The organism is Imperialibacter roseus (assembly GCF_032999765.1).
GTDB classification, from domain to species: Bacteria; Bacteroidota; Bacteroidia; order Cytophagales; family Cyclobacteriaceae; genus Imperialibacter; species Imperialibacter roseus.
In genome coordinates this window covers 1700515-1720740 of record NZ_CP136051.1, presented here as the reverse complement: position 1 = coordinate 1720740, position 20226 = coordinate 1700515, and the positions used below count along the sequence as shown (strand labels likewise).

The 20226-nt window shown below is 47.5% G+C and carries 16 protein-coding genes; 7 read left to right on the top strand and 9 right to left on the bottom strand.

The window, feature by feature from the left end; translation table 11 throughout:
• Nucleotide 1 precedes the first annotated feature (1 nt).
• From RT717_RS07420 to RT717_RS07405, 4 genes are all read left to right on the top strand, one after another.
• Nucleotides 2–601: a hypothetical protein gene (locus RT717_RS07420; protein ID WP_317491106.1), complete on the top strand. Its 600-nt coding sequence runs from the start codon at nt 2–4 to the stop codon at nt 599–601.
• Nucleotides 586–1176, top strand: a complete 591-nt coding sequence (locus RT717_RS07415) for a PepSY-associated TM helix domain-containing protein (protein WP_317491105.1) — start codon at nt 586–588, stop codon at nt 1174–1176. The genes RT717_RS07420 and RT717_RS07415 overlap by 16 nt, the downstream gene beginning before the upstream one ends.
• A gap of 63 nt (nt 1177–1239) precedes the next feature.
• On the top strand, nt 1240–2541 hold the full coding sequence (locus RT717_RS07410; protein WP_317491104.1) for an amino acid permease: 1302 nt from the start codon (nt 1240–1242) through the stop codon (nt 2539–2541).
• Nucleotides 2538–3416 (top strand): dimethylarginine dimethylaminohydrolase family protein, encoded by an 879-nt coding sequence (locus RT717_RS07405; RefSeq protein ID WP_317491103.1) that lies wholly within the window; start codon nt 2538–2540, stop codon nt 3414–3416. Before RT717_RS07410 ends, RT717_RS07405 begins: the two co-directional genes overlap by 4 nt.
• 20 nt (nt 3417–3436) lie before the next feature.
• On the opposite strand, the gene RT717_RS07400 is transcribed toward RT717_RS07405, so the two are convergent.
• Nucleotides 3437–3895 (bottom strand): RES family NAD+ phosphorylase, encoded by a 459-nt coding sequence (locus RT717_RS07400; protein ID WP_317491102.1) that lies wholly within the window; start codon nt 3893–3895, stop codon nt 3437–3439.
• A complete protein-coding gene (locus RT717_RS07395) occupies nt 3892–4380 on the bottom strand; it encodes an antitoxin Xre/MbcA/ParS toxin-binding domain-containing protein (RefSeq protein WP_317491101.1) in 489 nt (162 codons plus the stop codon). The genes RT717_RS07400 and RT717_RS07395 overlap by 4 nt, the downstream gene beginning before the upstream one ends.
• A gap of 217 nt (nt 4381–4597) precedes the next feature.
• Between RT717_RS07395 and RT717_RS07390 the strand changes: the two genes are divergently transcribed.
• From RT717_RS07390 to msrA, 3 genes are all read left to right on the top strand, one after another.
• A complete protein-coding gene (locus tag RT717_RS07390) occupies nt 4598–6076 on the top strand; it encodes a Gfo/Idh/MocA family protein (protein WP_394854124.1) in 1479 nt (492 codons plus the stop codon).
• Between the two features lie 132 nt (nt 6077–6208).
• Complete coding sequence (locus RT717_RS07385) at nt 6209–7507, top strand: M20/M25/M40 family metallo-hydrolase (RefSeq protein ID WP_317491099.1); 1299 nt, start codon at nt 6209–6211, stop codon at nt 7505–7507.
• Between the two features lie 99 nt (nt 7508–7606).
• Nucleotides 7607–8257, top strand: a complete 651-nt coding sequence (gene msrA / locus RT717_RS07380; RefSeq protein ID WP_317491098.1) for a peptide-methionine (S)-S-oxide reductase MsrA — start codon at nt 7607–7609, stop codon at nt 8255–8257.
• 81 nt (nt 8258–8338) lie between these two features.
• On the opposite strand, the gene RT717_RS07375 is transcribed toward msrA, so the two are convergent.
• The 7 genes from RT717_RS07375 to RT717_RS07345 all read right to left on the bottom strand — a co-directional run bounded on the left by RT717_RS07375 (nt 8339) and on the right by RT717_RS07345 (nt 20152).
• Nucleotides 8339–8851 (bottom strand): DsrE/DsrF/DrsH-like family protein, encoded by a 513-nt coding sequence (locus RT717_RS07375; protein WP_317491097.1) that lies wholly within the window; start codon nt 8849–8851, stop codon nt 8339–8341.
• Between the two features lie 19 nt (nt 8852–8870).
• Nucleotides 8871–9179, bottom strand: a complete 309-nt coding sequence (locus RT717_RS07370; RefSeq protein WP_317491096.1) for a TusE/DsrC/DsvC family sulfur relay protein — start codon at nt 9177–9179, stop codon at nt 8871–8873.
• 22 nt (nt 9180–9201) lie between these two features.
• Nucleotides 9202–10458 (bottom strand): type III sulfide quinone reductase, selenoprotein subtype, encoded by a 1257-nt coding sequence (sqr, locus tag RT717_RS07365; protein WP_317491095.1) that lies wholly within the window; start codon nt 10456–10458, stop codon nt 9202–9204.
• A gap of 271 nt (nt 10459–10729) precedes the next feature.
• Entirely contained in the window at nt 10730–11902 is a 1173-nt protein-coding gene (locus RT717_RS07360; RefSeq protein WP_317491094.1) for a caspase family protein, read from the bottom strand.
• Complete coding sequence (locus RT717_RS07355) at nt 11902–18201, bottom strand: fibronectin type III domain-containing protein (protein ID WP_317491093.1); 6300 nt, start codon at nt 18199–18201, stop codon at nt 11902–11904. The genes RT717_RS07360 and RT717_RS07355 overlap by 1 nt, the downstream gene beginning before the upstream one ends.
• Before the next feature lie 8 nt (nt 18202–18209).
• Nucleotides 18210–19025, bottom strand: a complete 816-nt coding sequence (locus RT717_RS07350; protein ID WP_317491092.1) for a hypothetical protein — start codon at nt 19023–19025, stop codon at nt 18210–18212.
• A 443-nt stretch (nt 19026–19468) separates the two neighbouring features.
• Nucleotides 19469–20152, bottom strand: coding sequence for a hypothetical protein (locus tag RT717_RS07345; RefSeq protein WP_317491091.1), 684 nt, complete (start codon nt 20150–20152; stop codon nt 19469–19471).
• Nucleotides 20153–20226: the final 74 nt, after the last annotated feature.

Sequence of the window (20226 nt, the reverse complement as noted above, 5' to 3'; positions counted from 1 at the left end):
TATGACGGTGAAAAATTACCTCTTGCAGCTTCATATCTACCTGGGGCTTTTTTGCACTCCCTACTTGCTTATTTTCGCCATCTCGTCTCTCAGTTTTAACCACCTGTCATTAAAAGAGGAGTTTACCCCGGTCAAATCCGAGAGTCTAGCCATTGCTCTAAACAAAGAGAGCTTTAATACCCCACGGGAGCTGGGTGAGGCACTTCGTGACTCTCTCCAACTCATGGGCTGGTTCATCCCGTGGGAGTCAAACATAGACTCATCGGGCTTTCTCGTGAATGTGCGCAACCTCGGCAGGGATTTCCGGATGACCGGCACCTGGGGCATCCCGGAAATTGAGTTTACCACTAACTCCACAAGGTTTATATCGAGGCTAAAAGGACTTCATGGCCTTCATGAAGAAATCCCCGGAGCGCCTTGGTGGATCAACGGCTGGGGACTCTATCAGGACCTGACCGTTTACTCACTGTTGTTTTGGGCACTGAGTGGCATCTACCTTTGCTGGGTTAGCAAAACGAGGTCGAAATCTTCGGCCTTTTGGCTTATCGGAAGCCTTTCTATGTCCCTTATTCTAATGACCTATTTATGGCTCGCCGGGTAAACCTCTATCAACTTATCAGGCAGATCCATATGTATGCTGCCTTCATCACCATCACGTTTCTGGTGATGTATTTTGTCACCGGCTACCTGATGAACAACCCGCAATGGTTTGATCAGGAGAAGCCTGCGCCTGACATCAAGACCATTTCCATGAAAAAGCCGGAAGTGAGCAATGAGGAGCTGTACAAACAACTAAAAAATAAACTGGAAATAAGCGGCCGCTTCCACAATTCTTGGACAAACAAAGGCACCACTTACTACGAATACCAAAGTATGCTGCGGCAAACGATCGTTTACTTTGACAGCACCCATACCACAGCAACCGTCAAAGTATCTGACAGAAACACTATGGGAAGCATCACGGCTTACCATAGGCTGCACAAATATGGTGGTTCGCCTGCCTATAGCTTGTATGTCCTGCTGATGGATCTCGCCAGCCTGGCCCTGCTCATATTCGTACTAACTGGCGTGTACATGTGGCTGAGCTTCGTAAAATACAGGTGGTTGGGTGTGGGATTTCTTGCTGCCGGCCTCGCCTACTCAATATGGGTTTGGTTAACCTTCATCTTTTACTAATTTCGACGGAATCCGGGGCTGCGCATCCTATTCAACTAACTTGCCTATCAATATGACCCACTTATGTCGCAAGAAAAGAAAATAGGGCTCTGGACTTCTACTTCCCTCGTCGTCGGCAATATGATAGGCTCGGGTATTTTCTTCCTGCCTGTAGCCCTGGCTGCCTATGGGGCAATCAGCCTGCTTGGGTGGGTGGTTTCATCCATTGGTGCACTTTTTCTTGCTCTCGTTTTTGTCCGACTCAGTCGGCGATTCCCTAATGAAGATGGTGGGCCCTACACCTATGCCACCAAAGGCCTGGGGCATTTTGCAGGTTTTCTGTCTTCATGGGGCTACCAGATATCCATACTGGCTACCAACGCTGCCATAGTGGTGGCCTTCGTTAGCTACCTGTCGGTGCTTATCCCCCAGCTTGCCGATAATTCCAGCTACTCCCTGGCAGTGAGCCTGGCTGTCGTATGGCTGCTCACCTGGGTAAATACCCTTGGCATAAAAGAAGCTGGCTATGTGCAACTAATCACCACTGTGCTAAAGCTAGCTCCCTTATTATTGGTAACTATTGCCGGTTTGTTTTATGTCGATTTTGGCAATTTTCACCCTTTCAACATTAGCAAGGCAAGTAATTTCAGCGCAGTCACCACCACCGCCACTATCACTCTTTTTGCGTTCATGGGGCTGGAAGTAGCAACTATCCCCGGAAAAAGTACCCGGAACCCGGAGATCACAGTTCCAAAAGCTACCATGCTTGGCACTTTGATTACCACAGGGGTTTACATTTTGAGTTCGGTTGCCCTCATGGGAATGATCCCCCCTTCTGAGCTTCAACACTCCAACGCCCCGTTCGCCGATGCCGCAGGGTTGATTTGGGGAGATCCTGGCCGTTACCTCATCACGATTGGGGCACTGATATCTACTTTTGGGGCGCTGAACGGATGGATTCTGCTTCAGGGACAAACCCCCTACGCCGCAGCAAAAAATGGCGATTTCCCGAGAGTATTTGCCAAAGTAAATAAAAACGGCACCCCAGCTGTTGGCCTCATCATCGGAAGTGTAATCGTTTCGATATTGTTGGTAATGAACTACTCCAGGGGAATGGCCGGTGCCTTTGAGTTCCTCATCCTTTTAACTGCCACTACAGTCCTTGTACCCTATCTTTTCTCAGCAGCGTCTTTTTTGATTGTCAACCGAAACCAGGATGTTTCTCCAGCAAAACGTTTTTGGGATATTTGCCTGGGTCTGCTCGCATTTGCATACGGAATGTGGGCAATGATTGGTGCAGGCCAGGAGAGCATTGCCTGGGGTTTTGTGTCGCTATTGTTAGGCATCCCGATTTATGTTAGCATTAACAGAACAAAAGAGATATGAGTCAAACTGCCCATTCGGAATTTGGTAAGCTTACAAAATTAGTCATCAAGCCTGCCGTGCAAGCGTTTATCAGCGAAGCAAAAGTACACCAGGAATGGCGGGCATTAAACTATCTGCAAAAGCCGGACTTCGCTCTTGCAAACGAAGAATATGAGAAGTTTGAAAGAGTGCTGAAAGCTTGCGGCACCGAACTCATTCGGCTGCATAGCGGCGAAGGGCTGTCTATCGATTCGCTTTACTGCCGGGATGCGTCTATAGCCACCGACTTTGGGATGATCATTTGCCGTATGGGCAAAGAAGCCCGTTCCAGGGAGCCTGAAGCACAAAAAAAATTCCTTGTGCACAATGACATAGCTATTCTGGGTGAAATCATAGCGCCCGGCACACTGGAGGGCGGAGACGTAGCCTGGCTCGACAACAAAACCCTCGCCGTAGGACACACCTACCGAACCAATCTGGAAGGCATTGCTCAGCTAAAAACCATGCTTGAACCGAAAGGTGTTGAGGTGGTTGTAGCCGAATTACCACATTATAAGGGGCCTTCCGACGTTTTTCACCTGATGTCGATATTGAGCCCGGTTGACAAAGACCTGGCAGTTGTGTACTCGCCACTGATGCCTATTGCATTCCGAAATCTGCTTTTAGAAAGAGGCTTTCATTTAGTGGAAGTGCCGGAGGAAGAGTTTGATTCCATGGGTTGTAATGTGCTGGCCCTGGCTCCCCGTCAATGCCTGATGGTAGAGGGAAATCCAAAAACAGAAAAAAGACTCGAAGAAGCTGGCTGCGAAGTAATCACCTACAAAGGTCAGGAAATCAGCGTAAAGGGAGGTGGTGGGCCCACTTGTTTGACCCGGCCTATTTTAAGAGGGCTTTAGCAAGGCGTACTATCCTGTCATTAGCCACGAACAATCCTTTGATCAAGGCTTAATGGAAGAATCCTTGCGTCAATTTTATCAAAATCTCTTGACATTGGATTAATAATAAAGTTTAAAGAACTTTTGTCCACGACTGACGGCACGCCGAAACACAATAGACCACTAGTTAAAAGTTGACTACCAAACTCCTCTGAAACAATGCCGTGGGGAATTGCATCCCATCCTTCTGGCAAATCGCTGGCTGAATATTTTTTAACCATCGCATCAGGGCAATCAAGCTCCATCACCGAGTATAAGACATAGCGCTCCGAAGAAAAGAGCTCGCTATCGACCGTAAGCCTTTCAAGCAAGGCTGAGGAAACAGAACTACTTCCGTAAAGGGCCGCAAAACCTTGTCTATTCCAGCGTCCCCCGTAAATCTTGGCGCCCTCGCCAGACACGTCGCAAAACTCAGTCCTGGCAATTCGATAGATAGTCATATGGCAATGCCATGCTGAACTCGCATTATCTCATTTTTGAGTAGATCAACGCCTTCCGAAACGTCTATGAGGTCAATAGGCTTTATATTGCCGAGACTAAAAAGCGGCCTTTCCATCCATCTTCTGAAGCCCTCCTGCCCAAAATAAGAAATACCACTGGCGTAAAGTGTAGCCAATTCGTACATTTTTTCGGACTGTACTAAATCAAAAACGTCCTTTCTTTGAAGTGTTTTTGAGGACACCGATAAAGCCCTGGCCATATTCTCGTAATCGAGGCCTGTCACTTGCTTCAATCTATCAAAAGAACCTTTGCTCAGCCCTTTCCTGAAGGTAGCAACTCTTTGAAGTGGCTCCATAAGTTGATCATTAGCTAAGCCCAGAATAGCTCCGGGAGAAAATTTACCCGGCAGGGCATAGTATGCGAGAGCAGCTTCACTCACTTCCATTGGCTTGTCATCTTTGAGCTCGTATCTTGGCTTTTTCATATTCGGGTAATTTGTCCACTAATATAACGTATTTTGTCCAAATTTTGTTTATTCCTCTATCATTAAATTACACCTGCCTTCCAATCCCCCTTATATAATCTCTTTTATGATCCCTTCATTATTTCATAACGCCCCATTTGTAATAAAACCGTTGTGAAGAACCATTTTTGATTATATTAAGGAATTGAAAAATTGTGATATCTCTAATTATACTCAAATGCCCCACAAAAAAATAACACCCCCAGCTTCAGGAAGCACTTCTAGAAGAACGTTTATGAAAAATGCGGCTATAGCAGGTGCTGCGTTTACTATAGTGCCACGGTACGTAATAGGCGGCAAAGGCCACCTAGCCCCCAGCGATAAGCTATTCGTAGCAGGCATCGGCGCCGGTGGCAAAGGCACGAGTGACATCGCCAATTTTGCAAAAAGTGGCAAGGCTGAAATCGCCTTCCTTTGCGATGTAGATGACCGAAGAGCGGAGACTTCCCGAAAGAATTTCCCCAAAGCAAAATACTACAAAGATTATCGGGAAATGCTCGACAAAGAAGGGAAGAACTTCGATGCCGTATCAGTGTCAACCCCTGACCATCAACACGCAGTTCAGGCACTTGCGGCCATGCAAATGGGTAAGCATGTATACGTGCAGAAGCCGTTGACCCACGATATCTATGAAGCTCGAATGCTCACCGAAGCAGCGGCCAAATACAAAGTTGTTACTCAAATGGGTAACCAGGGATCGTCTGGCGATGGCGTACGCCAAATGAGAGAATGGTACAACGCAGGCACTATCGGAGACGTCACAGAAGTGTATTGCTGGACCAACCGCCCTGTGTGGCCTCAGGGCATTCCCTGGCCAACGAAAAGTGCACCAATACCAAAAGAGCTCGACTGGGACTTGTGGCTTGGCACAGCACCTAAAAAAGATTATGTTGACAAATTAGTACCATTCAACTGGCGTGGCTGGTGGGACTACGGCACTGGTGCACTCGGAGACATGGCCTGCCATATCATCGAGCCTCCTTTCCGCACGCTTGGTCTTGGCTACCCTAGTTCTGTTGAGTGTAGCGTTGGTAGTGTATATGTTGACGAGTTTAAGAGAGGATATTTCCCAGACAGCTGTCCTCCTTCATCTCATGTCATTATGAATTTCCCTGGCCCCGGTGGAAAGCCAGACGTGAAATTCCACTGGATGGATGGCGGTATTCAACCGGAAAGACCTGAGGAGCTCGGGCCAAATGAAATGATGGGTGACGGTGGCAACGGTGTCATTATGGTAGGCAGCAAAGGAAAAATGATGTGTAGCACCTATGGCATCAACCCACAACTACTTCCAACCTCAAGAACAAAAGAGGTGAACGTGCCTCAAACGATAGCGAGAGTCCCGGGAGGATCTGAAACCGGTCACTACTTCCAGTGGGTGGAGGCTTGTATCGCAGGGTATGGTAAAATGGAGGTCAGCTCACCGTTTGATATTGCCGGACCTATGACGGAGAGCATCCTGATGGGTAACCTGGCGATAAGAAGCTATGACATCCAGAAGAAAAGACCAGGTGGCAGAGACGACCAGTTTGACTACCCAGGTCGCTTTATCAAGCTCCTATGGGATGGCCCTAACATGAAAATCACTAATTTTGATGAAGCTAACCAGTTTGTTCGCAGAGACTACCGAGACGGCTGGAAAATGCAAGGATTGTAACCTACTCTAAATCATATATTGACGAAGTCACTGTCGCAAGGCAGTGACTTTTTTTTATTGACAGGTCTTCGCTCCGTTCTCCTTCAAGCCTTAACCATAATTTTAGTATCATTGCCAAAAAAGCTTCTGTTTATGAAATACATCAAGGTTGGCCTCGTCATTGGTTATGTGCTGGTATGTGCGAGTTGGACAAATGGACAGGTATCAAAAGCTGAGAAGCACTTGGTAAAATATATCGACCAGCACAACAACCAGGCCCTTCAGCTACTTGAGGAAATCATCAATATCAACAGCGGCACCATGAATTTCAATGGTGTGAAAGCCGTCGCCGACGTGCTCATGCCCAGGTTCAAAGCCCTTGGCATGGAAGTAGAATGGAAAGAAGGAAGCGCCTGGAACAGGGCCGGACATCTTGTTGCAAAAACAAAAGGCGGAAAAGGAAGGAAAATTCTACTCATCGGCCACCTCGACACGGTATTTGAATTGGAAAGCCCATTTCAAAAATACAATGTACTGAACGACTCCACAGCCAGCGGGCCAGGTATTGCGGATATGAAGGGAGGAGCCGTGATCATACTTCAAGCCTTGTCGGCACTGCATGATGCAGGCCTTTTGAAGGACATGAGCATTACTGTGGTGATGACAGGTGATGAGGAATTAAGCGGCGATCCGCTGTCTCTTTCGAAGCAGGAATTGGTAGAGGCAGCTAAATGGGCCGATATCGCTCTTGGCTTTGAAAATGGAGACGGCAATCCAGGCACAGCAAATGTTGCCCGTAGAAGCTCATCAGGTTGGACGCTAAAAGTGACAGGAAATGCTGCTCATTCTTCTCAGGTATTCAAACCGGAGGTGGGCGCCGGTGCTATTTACGAAGCCGCCAGAATCCTTACCGAATTTTACGAAGCGCTTAGCACAGAAGAATACCTCACTTTCAATCCTGGAATGATACTGGGAGGAACCAATGTAAGCTATGACGAGTCAATTGATGGCGGAAGGGCCACCGGAAAAAGCAATGTAGTGGCCAAGGATGCGATTGTCACAGGCGACATCCGCACCATTTCACCTGAGCAACTGCAACGCACTCAAAAAACCATGACAGAAATTGCGACGAAACACCTGCCCAGGACGAATGCAACCATCACTTTTGATGAAGGCTACCCTCCATTCGCCCCCACGGACGGCAACTACGCACTACTTAAGCAGCTTAGCAAAGTGAGCACCGATCTGGGTTTTATGCCTGTGGAGCCGGTCAACCCAAGCAATGCCGGAGCGGCAGATATTTCGTTTACCTCTCCGTATATTGAAATGGGCCTTGATGGTCTGGGTATGGGCGGGAAAAATGACCATACTGTGAATGAAATAGGAGATTTGAAGGTGCTACCCATGCAAAGCAAAAGGGCGGCTGTTCTGCTCTACAGGTTAACCAGGTAGCCGGTTGACGATGGTTTAGCACCCCTTCTGTCTTGGTCGGGACTTTTAATGAAAGGTATTTTTTGAAACTTATAGGCCATTTACCAAGTTATTAACATCATGAGAAATACACTTGCCAAATCCGCACTCTTTATCGCTATATTAGGTTTCTATTCTTGCGACGCCCAAAAATCAAAAAATGACGGCGGCGTAAGGCAGGTTGAATTAAAGGCGCCGGCCGGAAAAGCCATCGCAGCATTTGCAGAAGGCTGCTTCTGGTGCTCTGAGCATATCTTCGAGGCAGTAGTAGGTGTCGACTCGGCGGTGTCGGGCTACGCAGGTGGGCACACCAAAAACCCTACCTACGAACTTGTGAATACTGAAACGACCGGTCATGCTGAAACAGTGCTAGTCTACTACGACCCTTCCAGGATTAATTACGAAGAGCTGACCAAAGTATTCTTCACCTCCCAGGATCCAACTACCAAAGACCGCCAGGGGCCGGACGTCGGCAATTCTTATCGCTCCATCTTGTTTTATTTGACACCGGAGGAGAAAGCCATTGCGGAAAAATCGTTAAAGACCTTCGACAACTCAGGCATGTTCAGCAAGCCCATTGTGTCTGAAATCATGGAGCTGAAAGCTTTCTATCGGGCAGAAGAGTATCACCAGGATTATATCGAGCACAACCCTGGCAGTGGTTATGTCCGGGGAGTTTCCATTCCGAGGTACGAGAAGTTTAAACGCACTTATAAAGGGAAGTTGAAATAGACCCTGGGCAGGCGAATACACAACGATAAAAGCCCGGATTCAGATAACCCGGGCTCTCATCAGATGGTTTGGGTTTGCTTGTTAAACGAAAATAATCTGCGTGCCCTCTTCGTCGGCTCGATTGTAAAAATCGCCAACAGTTAACACCTCATCCAAATCATCCCAAAGATCCTTTTTCTCCAGGTGGAACATTTCCATGGCCAATTTACAGGCAAAAACCTTTCCTCCAGAAGCCTTATAGATTTCGAGAAATTCGCTAACCGGAGGAATGTCCAGCTTGTCCATTTCTTTCCGCATCATTGTACTGGCCAGTGTTTCCATACCAGGCAGGCCACCTATCATGGTAGGTATGTGCAACCCAGGGTTGCCCACGGTGGCCACATGCAAATGATCCATTTTATCTTTTTGCAACATTTCCAGCCCAAAGAATGTGCAGAAAATTTCGGACTCAATACCTTCCATCCTTGCGCCGTTGGCCAGGATTAGGGCAGCATACACAGAGTCGATAGTTGCCTTTGAATTAATGATCATTATCTTCCTCAGCTTCTTTTCTTTTTTTGCCGGGGCTTTTACGGGTGCTTCTACAGTTTCCATGGTTCAGATTTTTAAGTGACTAAATACAACTTGCTGGCTTAGGAATACCGGCTATGCGAGAGGCTTTCTTGAGTGGGCCTTCCGGAAACAGAGCATAGAACTCTTTGATATCTACTACTCCTGATTTGCCAACCCTGCGGATAGATAACGCTGTGCCACTCTCTTGTTCCTCCCTCAAATAATTGAGTACTTCAAAATGGCGGTCAGTCAGTTCAATGCCCTCTTCAAGAGCAATCCCACGTGCTATTTCCTTGTCCCACTGGTTCATATCTAACAAGTAACCTTGTTCATTCACCTCTACGGGACGGTTTGCAATTACAGCTTCCATGATCTTTTTGGTTTTATGACAATTACACAGTTTCTAATTTTTCTTCCTCCAGCTCTTTTCCCGCTTTTTGCATCTGAGCCGTAATGAAAGGAATACTATGGCCTTTCATCAGCATGTTCCAGTAAATCCACCGGAACCCTAATTTACCCCAGTGGTTGACTTTGTTCTCCTTCAGAAGTTTCATTGGTCCAACTCCCGGAAATGGGAAGTTTCCTGGTACTGGCTGGGTCGTATAGTTAAAGTCGATAAGCATGGCTTTGCCGTAACCAGTTTCGACAAAACAATTGGCATGACCATCAAAGTCTTCTTTCAGGGGCTCGCCTTTTATGTACCTCATGATGTTCTCGGTAAGAATCTCAGCCTCAAAGTGAGCCACAGAACCCGCCTTTGACGCCGGCACATTGGTAGCGTCGCCAATCACAAACACATTTTCAAAATTGCTGGACTGTAGCGTGTGTTTGTTTGTTGGTACAAAATTGAGATCATCACCCATGCCAGACCTGGCAATCACTTCGTCGCCCATGTTGGTAGGGATGGTTACCAGAAGATCGAAGGATACTTCTTTTTCGTCCCAGGAAACAATCTTTTTATTTTCATTGTCTAATTTCGCTATAGCGAAATCAGGCACGATGTTTATGCCTTTCTCTTTGAGCAAGTGTCCTAGTTTTGAAGAAGCTACAGGCTTAGTAAAAGCACCGTCGAGCGGTGTCACATAGTAAATGTTCACCTTGTCTCTCATCCCCTTTTCGTGGAAATACCAATCGGCAAGGAAGGCAAACTCAAGGGGTGCCACCGGGCATTTAATGGGCATTTCTGTAATATGGATGACCATATCCCCACCCTTCCAGTCACGTAGTTTGTCACGTAAGTTGCGAGACCCTTCGAAGGTATAAAAGTCGAACACAGACTTATGCCATTCGCTGCCCTGCATCCCTTCTACTTCACCTGGGGCAATTTGTGACCCGGTTGCAATGATCAGTAAGTCATATTTGAGGATAGTCCCGTCGGCCAATACAACCTGATTTATTTCGGGCTTAATAATATCTATAGCCTTTTGAACATAATTAATATTGTTTGGCAAATAGTCTGTTCTTTCTCTGTACACATCCTCTTCCTTGTAGACATCGAAAGGAAGAAACAAGAAACCAGGTTGGTAATAATGTTTATCGAATTGGTCCACAATTGTGATGCTCCAACTCTTTAAAGACATTTTCTTTGAGAGGTGATTAGCCATCATTGTACCTGCGGATCCTGCGCCGAGTATGAGAAGATTTTTCATGACTTACTCTTTTTTGGTGGTCAGTGATGCTAAGGTACTCCCCACAAATCCCTGATGCCCTGACCTTTGTCAGTCGGGATTATGACATTTGCATGAGGCTGGCAAAGAGAGGTGGGGTGCGGAAAAAAAAGGTGCTAAGGCAAAAAAAATAGCAGTTGGTATTTCCCCAAAGCGGCCCCGCTTGTTAGCCGCACACCAAAAAAATAGTTCTGCTACATTATCCGTTAAACAGCGTGCTGCTTATTATCAGCAACCATCATCAGCATGTTGTTCACCTGGCGATAAACATAAACTCGCTGCCCTGGTCGTCAGCGCCAAAGGAGCCAAACCTTGGTGTGGTCTGTAGCTTCTGCATGTACACATTTACTTCGGTAATGGTCAGCAACCTGTCTCCTCCGCCGCTGGTCTTCAGCGCCTCGAGCATCCTTACAGCAAAAGGTGAGTGACTGCCGGGTGTGCCGTCGGACACATACTCCTTGCTCCCACTGGTGAGGTACTTCCTTGTTCTCAGCGACAACTTTTTGACGATGAATTCAGAGTTGTCCATTTCCTCGTAAATACTTCTTGATGAGGCCAGCACCGGATCGAAAGTACCTCCAAAGCACACATCCATTACCAGCATAATGTGCTGACACTTCACATTGTCAATAATATTTCTGAGTCGGCTGTGGCTGATATAGCTATTCTTGCCTGGGTCGTTCGCTATAGAGTTACGAGCTACCACAAAGCCTTCTCCGAAGGTTTCGTCGTACTGTCCGTGCCCTGCGAAAAACACGAAAAGCTGATCCTGCGGTTTGTAGCTCTTCTGGGCATATTCTCTCAACGTATTGAAAACCAGGTCCTGGCTGGCGTTCTCAACAATCCTTACCTCAAAACCATACCGCTCTTCCAGCTCCTTCCCTATCGCTTTTGCATCATAAATTGGGTTGGTGAGGTCGCTCCAGTTGTCATACTTATCTGTAGCAAACAGCACTGCGTAGTCTTTTCTGTCAATGGCAATGGCGTCTTTCAGTGCATCCATGCCCACAATAACCGACCGGTCGTCCGACACAATGCCTCCATCCACATTTTCCGCAGTGATCCTCACATAGTTCTGGCCATCACCCAGGTACATGCTCTTCTCAAACTCGGCAGACGTCGGGCTAATCAAAGGTACATCCACGGAAGCCATGGGCTCCTCATCCAGCGAAGTAAGCACCGACAGTGTCACCTTTTTCAAAGGCACCTTACTACTTACATTGGCTTTGATATCTACCTTATTTGCCTCGCTATTGGTATACTCCAAACGTGGCAACACCCAATTGATTTCCGGCAACACCGTGGCCTTGATCGGCTTGGTAAAATCCAGTGCTACTTTGTTGGTGCGGTCAACCACTACCTGTGCCGCCAGCTGGCAATAAGCAACCAGCAATAACGTCAGGGAAATGAGAGTTTTGGTTTTCATTATCGGAGGATTATTTTTTTGTACAAAGGCACTCTGCTGTTGTCGCCAAAGCTCAGCCGGTAGAAGAACAGCCCACTCACAGCCCGCTTTTGGGCCGTGCTAATATCCCAGGTAAACTCATACACTCCTGGCCGGTGTTTGCCGCTGGCAAGAGTGGCCACTTTGTTCCCATTCATATCAAACACCGACAAATCGATGTCAACCAGCTCATTAGCGTCACCTGGCAGCAGTATGGGAATGGTCGTTTGCGTGCTGGCCGGGTTCGGATACGCATCGCCCAGCAACAGCCGGTTGGGTATGACCTGATTGCCGCTGCCTGCAAAGTAGATTTCAAACTTGAAATCGCCCTTGCTGAGGTCTACCGTGTGGCTATCTGTGGTTTTCATGTCCACCAGCTTGCCACTTTGCTGGTCGAGCAGGTAGAGACCGGAGGCTTTGCCGTGCAAAGCCCCCATGTCCCAGGTCAAATTAGATGGTCCTGCTACTTTATTGGATGACAGTGTAAAGCTCCAGGTGTGGTCGCCTTTGGTGGGGACCACGTCGGTGGAGAAGTAAGGATAGAAATAGTCTTTGTGCTCGGTAAACAGCTCGCTGTAATGAATAAAGCGGGGCGGTGCCATGCCATCAAATCGGTCTTTCATCTCCAGCGCATCTGGGTGCATGCCCACGCCGCCCAGCACTGTGGCGGTTTGGCCATCGCTTAATTGTAGCGGGAAGAGCCAGGCCATCTCGTCGATATCTATACTTTCGATCATGCCGTCTCCAGCCAGCATTCTGCCATTAGGCTTGGAGGCGATGGGGTCGATGTCCACCGAAGTGGCTTCTTCGGCGAAGACAAAGCCGCCAGAAAATGGCTGAACAACATCTCCAATGAACAGGGCCGTACCATTAAAAAGCCGGATAGGGTCAATCCCAGTTTTGTCTGGATTATCTGCCAGCACCTGATCCCAGGAGATCGCTACAGTGTATGGATTGCCGATCAGGTTCCAGCCTTTCAGTAGCGTCATGGGAAACGGTATTGAAGCTGTAGTTTGGCCGGCTCCTACGTTAATGCGTACATTTGTTTTGGAATTGAACCAATACGCCTCCCCCACTTTCACCTGGCCAGTATTAAAATTCACATAGTCGTTGGTCGAGTTACGGTATCGCACAATTCTCCAATCGAACTCATGTCTGTTTTGGTCAAGATCGGCAAAAATATTACTCACAAGCTTGTTATCAAGCTCATAAGGAATGGTGAATAAGTTCCAGGTCAGTGCGGAGCCTCCGAAACGCTCCAAGGGAAGTGCAGGGCTGGCTGCCTCACCAAAGGAACGGGCAATACTTCCTGCTCTCGACTGCGTATCGCCTTTGGCATCAGTGGCCGTAATTTCAAACTGCACACCCATGTCGTCGAGCATTTCAGGACTGATGGTGAAGGAGTAATTACCAGGTGTTATTTCCGACAGCGTTTCTAATGTATTTTCACTTTGAAGCAATCCCCGATGGCTCGCCGTTACAACATAGGGTGCTGTGCCTCCTGTGACCGAAATGCTGAGTGTTTGGGAAGCCGAATTGTCTTGTTTTGATGAGAAGCTTAAGGCTGACAAGGCAAGCGGTAATGATGCGGCATCATTCAACGTTAACACCGAGACTGCATTGGAGTTTCCGGAAACTCCGGCACTATTTCGTGCCCGCACCCTGAACTGGTAAGACGTTTGAGCCAACAAGCCAGAAACAATAACACTGGTCGTTGCAGACTCTACAACCAAAGGATCGAATTCTTCGACCAGGGTCGCAAAGTTGTCAAGAGAAAACTCCAGTTCATAAGTTAGCACCCCTGCAACGGCATTCCAATTTGCTTTGACACTGGTAGCCGTAATGTCTTCCTCAGCTGTGTCAAATGCCACAGGGTTGGCAGGAATGGTAATTTGAGATACGGTATTAGAGGGTACTGATCTACCTCCGGTATTTTCTGAAATGACTCGATAGAAATAGGCTATTCCAGCCATTAATCCTGTCACACTTACAGAAGACAAGTCGGGTGCAAGAGCTACCGTGCCATCGAAACTTACCACTGGCGACGAGAAGTCGGCATTTGGCGACACCTCGAGGTAATAATTAACTACACCTGGTACAGTCGACCAATTGGCAGTAAATCCCGATTGTGTAACGTTTGTCGCACCTGAGGCAACAGGACTCACTGTTTTGGTGGTTTGACTACCGGGGGCAGAGTAGTTAGAGCTACCAGTGGCATTGACGGCCTGTACCCTGTATTTGTAAGCGGTAGCTGGTAGCAGGCCACTGGCCGTCAGACTTGTCCCAGTCAATGCTATACTCCCGTCGACTCCGCCAATGAAGGATGTAAAATCATCAGTGGATAACTGAACGTGGTAGCCTGTGGCACCTGCAACCGCCGACCAGTTGATAGTAAAAGCATCGTTTGTGACCGTTGTAGTCGCACCCACAACCGGATCGGTCGGCAAGGTCAATTGTGAGATGATATTGGACGGAGCAGAGGTGCCGGCCGCATTTCCGGCTTTTACCCGATAGTAATAGGTAGCACCAGATGACAAGCCGGTCAGCGCCTTGATAGTATTGGAAGAGGCAATCGCCACAGTGCCGTCGTATCCAGACAAAGGCGACGAAAGATCTTCATTGGTGGACAACTCCAGGTAATAACTGGATGCGCCTGTGACTGCCTCCCAGTTGGCAGAAAAAGATGTTTGAGTAGTGCCGGTAGCAGCTGTCGCCACCGGATTGGCGGGAATGGTGATTTGAAACATAATATTAGAGGCAGCAGAAGCGCCTGTTGCGTTTTTAGCCGTTACTCTGTAGTAATAAGTCGTGCCTGATGCCAGGTCAGTTAATGCCTGGCTTGTAGCGGGAAAAGCAATGGCTATGGTACCATCGTAACCTGTTATTGGCGATGACATATCGCTATTGGTGGAAACTTCCAAAAAGTAATTGGCTGCTCCGGTCACACTCTCCCAGTTGGCTGTAAAGCCAGTCTGGCCTACTGAAGTGGCAGCTGTTGCAACTGCGTCGGCTGGCAGGGTCAATTGTGAGATGGTATTCGACACCGATGAGGTACCTGCTGCATTTCCGGCTTTCACCCGATAGTAGTAAGTCGTGCCGGATGACAAGCCTGTGAGCACCTCGCTGATGTTGGAAGAAGCAATCGCCACGGTGCCATCGTAACCGGTCAAAGGAGATGACATATCGCTATTGGTGGAAGCCTCCAGAAAATAACTGGAAGCACCTGTGACAGCATTCCAATTGGCAGTAAAGGACGTTTTTCCAGTATTTGATGCGCCTGATGCAAGTGGATTAGCAGGAATAAGGAGTTGCGACCCAACACCGGAATTTTTGGACACACCAACAGCATTGCTGGCACGCACTCTAACAAAATATGTTACCCCCGAGGGAAGGTTGCTCAAATCGATGCTGGTATTTGTCGTAGAAAGGGACTCATACCCAGATACCATTTCTGTGAACTCAACATCCGTTGCTACATCAATCTGATAGTCATTTGCCGGATAAAGGCCATCAACACCCGCCCATGAAAGGGTAAATGATGATTGCGTGACATTGCTAATACCAATTATCTCTGTGGGCAAAGGGGAAAATGAGATCTTCCATAAATCACCCTTATGTTCACCCCAGTTGCTTAAAGTTGCACCATAATTTCGTCGACCGCCAAAAAGCCAAAGGTTGTTATTTTCGTCCGATACTGCAGTCGACCCTGTTCTCGAATCCGGAATGTTATCGACCGACGAAACCCCAAGACTTCCATAATTTGGCTCTTTGTTCCTGGCATTACTACCCGCCATCCAAATCCAGACATTTTCACCAATGTCAAACTTCCAAAAATCATTCAAATACCCATCAGAAGCGGTGTTTGTATCATTTCCTCTGCCTCCAAATAACCATAAGTCATTGGCGACGTCTGTCCAACTAACAGCATTATACCTGGAACCAGGTGTATTGGCTGAAGTTCCTATTTCCAACTCACCATAAACTCCCGGCTGATTGATTATATCACTTCCTGCTACCCAAGTCCATTTGCCGTTTCCGATTTCATACCTCCAAAGGTCATTCAAATCGGAAATAGCACCATTTTTATCATAGCCATATCCGCCAAACAACCACAGATTACCATTCTGGTCATTCCATCCCGTGGAATGCCAATGTCCCCCGGGAAAGTTGTTAACAGACCCTGTTCCCTTTGTTCCGTAAACGCCCGACTGATTGACAATATCGTTTCCACTCATCCATGTCCACTGCCCAGTCAATATTTCGTACTTCCAGAGGTCATTTAGCATGTTTGAAGTACCATTTTTATCAAAGCCACGCCCTCCAAAAAGCCACAAGTCGCCATTTTCAAACCACGTTATAGCAAACTCCCTGGCTCCCGGAACATTGGACTCGGCTGCCATGCCTTTGGTGCCGTAAATCCCAGGCTGATTCTTAGTGTTGCTTCCATTGACCCACGTCCACTCACCTGTGGCTATCTCATATTTCCAAAGGTCATTAAAATAACCCTGAAACCCTTCCTTTTCTACGCCTCCAAAAAGCCATAAATTGCCATCTCCGTCGTTCCAGGTATGCCCTCCCGCTCTTGATCCCGGGCTATTATTTACCGATCCAACACCCTTGGCACCGTACACACCCGCCTGATTGATAACAACTTCCCCGGTCATGATCGACCATTTTCTGGTGGCAATATCATATCTCCACAAATCATTCAAAGTTCCCCTGTTTGTTACCTCGTCACGCTGGTCGCAAACTCCGCCAAAAATCCACAGATTGCCAGCGCCGTCAGCCCATGAACTTGCATTCTCTCTGCCACCTGGTTCATTCGTATCCAGTTCAATTTCGTAAAAACTGTATACCCCCGATTGATCCAATAAGTCGGTACCACTTATCCAAACCCATTGGTCGGAGGAAATATCGTATTTCCAGAGATCATTCAATGAACCGAACTCAAATCCAACGGTATATCCTATCCCACCAAATAACCACAATTGATCACTCTCATCAACCCACGAAGCTGACCATTGCCTGGGGCCTGGTGTTGTGGTGGCTGTTCCTTCACCTTTTGTTCCGTAAAATGCTTCTAAACTACCCAGCGGGTTGCCCCTCACCCATACCCATAGCCCAGTCCCCACCTCGTATTTCCACAAATCGTTAAGGAAAGCCCTCGCTCCATTTTCTTTATTACCAAGGCCCCCAAATAACCAAAGATCGCCTGCACTGTCGATCCACGAATTACCACTTGACCTGGCACCAGGCAGATTACTCTCGTTACCAACGCCTTTCGTATCATAAACACCTGCCCCATTCCCAATATCGGCTCCAGACACCCAAGTCCACTTTTTTGACGAGACTTCATACATCCATAAATCTTGAAGGTCGTCGTCGGTACTTAGTTTGTCAAAGCCTTGCCCTCCAAATAACCAGAAATTGCCACTGGCATCAGTCCAAAAAAATGGCTGTTGTCTGGCTCCGGGGATGTTAGCAGTATTGCCAGCTCCTTTCGTTCCATAGTTTCCTGGTTGTTCGACTATATCGCTCCCACCCATCCATGTCCATTGTCCCGAAGTCAGATCAAATTTCCATAGGTCATTCAATTTCCCAAAGGAGCCCGTCTTGTCAATGCCCGTGCCGCCGAACATCCATAAATCAGATGTTCCTTCCCAAAATGCAGCACCAAACCTGGCACCAGGCTCGTTAGTGTCATCACTTACTTGCAGCGTACCATAAATGCCCGCTTGACCGGGCTGCCCGGCATAGTCCCGCCCACTAACCCACGTCCACTCGCCAGTTGTGGGATCGAATTTCCAAAGGTCATTCAATTGAGCTGATATGCCTGTTTGACTTGTGACACCCCTTCCCCCAAATAGCCAAAAATTTCCATCTGTATCTTTCCATGTTAAAGCATCTTGTCGGGCACCTGGAAAGTTGGACGAAGCGGGCACTCCCTTCGTACCATAAACGCCTGCAGCATAGTTGATCTCGCTACCTCCTACAAAAGACCATTTGTCACTTGCGAATTCGTATTTCCAGAAATCATTCAGCCAAAGATTGACACCATTTTTATCATACCCCCACCCACCAAACAACCATAAATTACCATCGTCGTCAGACCAGGAAACAGGTGAATACCTACTTCCAGGTGGTGGATAGAACACGATTGGTTTTTGATTTCCTGACTGAGCTCCACTTTCCCAAGAAAAATAAGTAGTTTGAGCGGAAAGGTTTTGTGCAAGGCCGTCCAAGAAAAGCGCAGCAATAAAAAAGACTTTCACTTTATTCATTCCTTTCTTCATTTACTTGGTGGAGATATCGGATCTCCAATTTTTTCCTCTGGCGCCCCAGCCCCACCCAGCGAAACGATATATCCCACGCCGCCAAGCAGTGCCAAACCTAAACCAGCCTTGACTACCATTGGGACTTTGGCTTTTACCCTAAAGTCTTTAGTGAATACCACCTCATCCCTGTTCCTGCTATCACTGATCTTGAAGCGGTAGTTACCACTTTTCACATCCTTGGGAATGATAATGGTAGTATTCCCCACATTGGGGCGCTCTTCGAATACTTTGATCTTGCTATCCTCTTCGTAGAGTTCAAAAAGGAGCACATTGTCGCCCCGTCCGCCCGTCCAGGTGACTTCATAGGGCTTGCCACGCTTCAGCACTTTATAGTCGTCGAAGTTATCAAGAGCAATGAAGGGTACATAGATATTGCCTTTTAACTCGAGGCTCACATCCCCTGCAAAGGTGTCTCCCAGCTCTTCTTTGGCATTCCAGATAATGGTTTTGTTGCCACCCACCGCAAGATCCACTCCCACATCACCACTCACATTCGTCAGCGGCTGGATGTAATTGTCGGTGGAGGCGTACAGGTAAAGGGAAAATTTACGATCCAGTCGATCGTCGTTCAGATTGTACTTGAGCACCACATTGCCATCAGGCTGTAGGGCGAGCTGGGTGATGACAACCTCCTGTGAATAAGCAGCAACAGCAATGGCCAGCTGTGAGATCGTGAAAATAAACGCCCGCCTGAAAGACAAGAACAACAAGAGGCTCGGCACACGAGGCAGGCGGGAGCTTTTGCAAGGACTTAGTACTTGTTGGATCATAGGTATCGAAGGTTACTCAACACTAGCTCCATAGCTGCTGTACTCAATACATCGTCTGATTCTGTCACCAGTAATCACACTTCCAAAAATCCTGAAAACCGTCGGTTTCTATTATCAATTTTGAGTCATCTTCTCTCAATTTTGAGTCAATTTCGCCTCACAGCACTCTCCTTCGTGTTTTGAAACCGACTTCACACCACTCCAGTGGCAAAGAATAGTGAATGTGCTTTTATAAAAAGGTTGCTTGATTTGTTCCAAAAAGGAAAGCAATGTTGTCTGGTTGTTGGGGGGTGCCTTAAGACCTCAGTCTCGCTACCGATCAAGTGTATCCGGTGTCTTTGGCGGCAACAACAACGGCCGTGCCTGTTTTAGCCATTTGGATTTAAAGCTCACTCAACAAAAGAAAAAGGCCTCAAACTAGGTGATGTCCATCCGTCATCCGTTTACGGCCTGATTGCCACCCCAAAAGTAGGATAAGCCCGTTTATTGACGGGCGAATAATTCATAGTGACGTTGTAAAACACCGCTCTCTCTTTGTCGAGGTTTTTTCTAATCACACCAAATCCCAAATGAATAAGGTGTGCATCGAATCGATCATCATATACTGTGTCGCCTGAAATTTTCACCTTGTAGAAATCGTGGCTGTACAACGGTTGAATGACAAGGGTATTTGTTTCAGTAACGTCAAAGCTAAAGGGAATGCCGCCCACAAGCTGGGCAAATGTAGCGGTGCCATTTTCCACCTTGTCGGTAGAGGCCGCAAAGCCCCCACCTCCATAAAGTGATACATGAAAAACACCGTCGTTGGGTAAAAGGGCATACTTGGCGAAGCCGTGGAGTCCCACACTAAAAAGCCCAAACCCAAACGATCCACCCACATCCAGTCGTTCAGCCAGACCATACTGCGCCTGGATATTGATCCATGGCGCAGGCACTTTGAAGGGGTTCAGGGCGACAGTTTGCGAGACAGTATCTGGTGTGTAAGAAGGCACCACGTTGTAAGAAATACCGATAGCTCCTTCAAGTTCCTTCTTCCCTGCCGTTTTTCCATCCTGAAAAAGCACACCTGTGCTCACGCATCCGGTGCACAACGCACCAAGTAGCATTGTTAAAAAATGAGTTTTCATAAGTCTAAAAAGTTGGTAATACCAGGAAGCTACACGCATTATTCATGCCAGTTTGGTTCACGAGTATGAGTGAT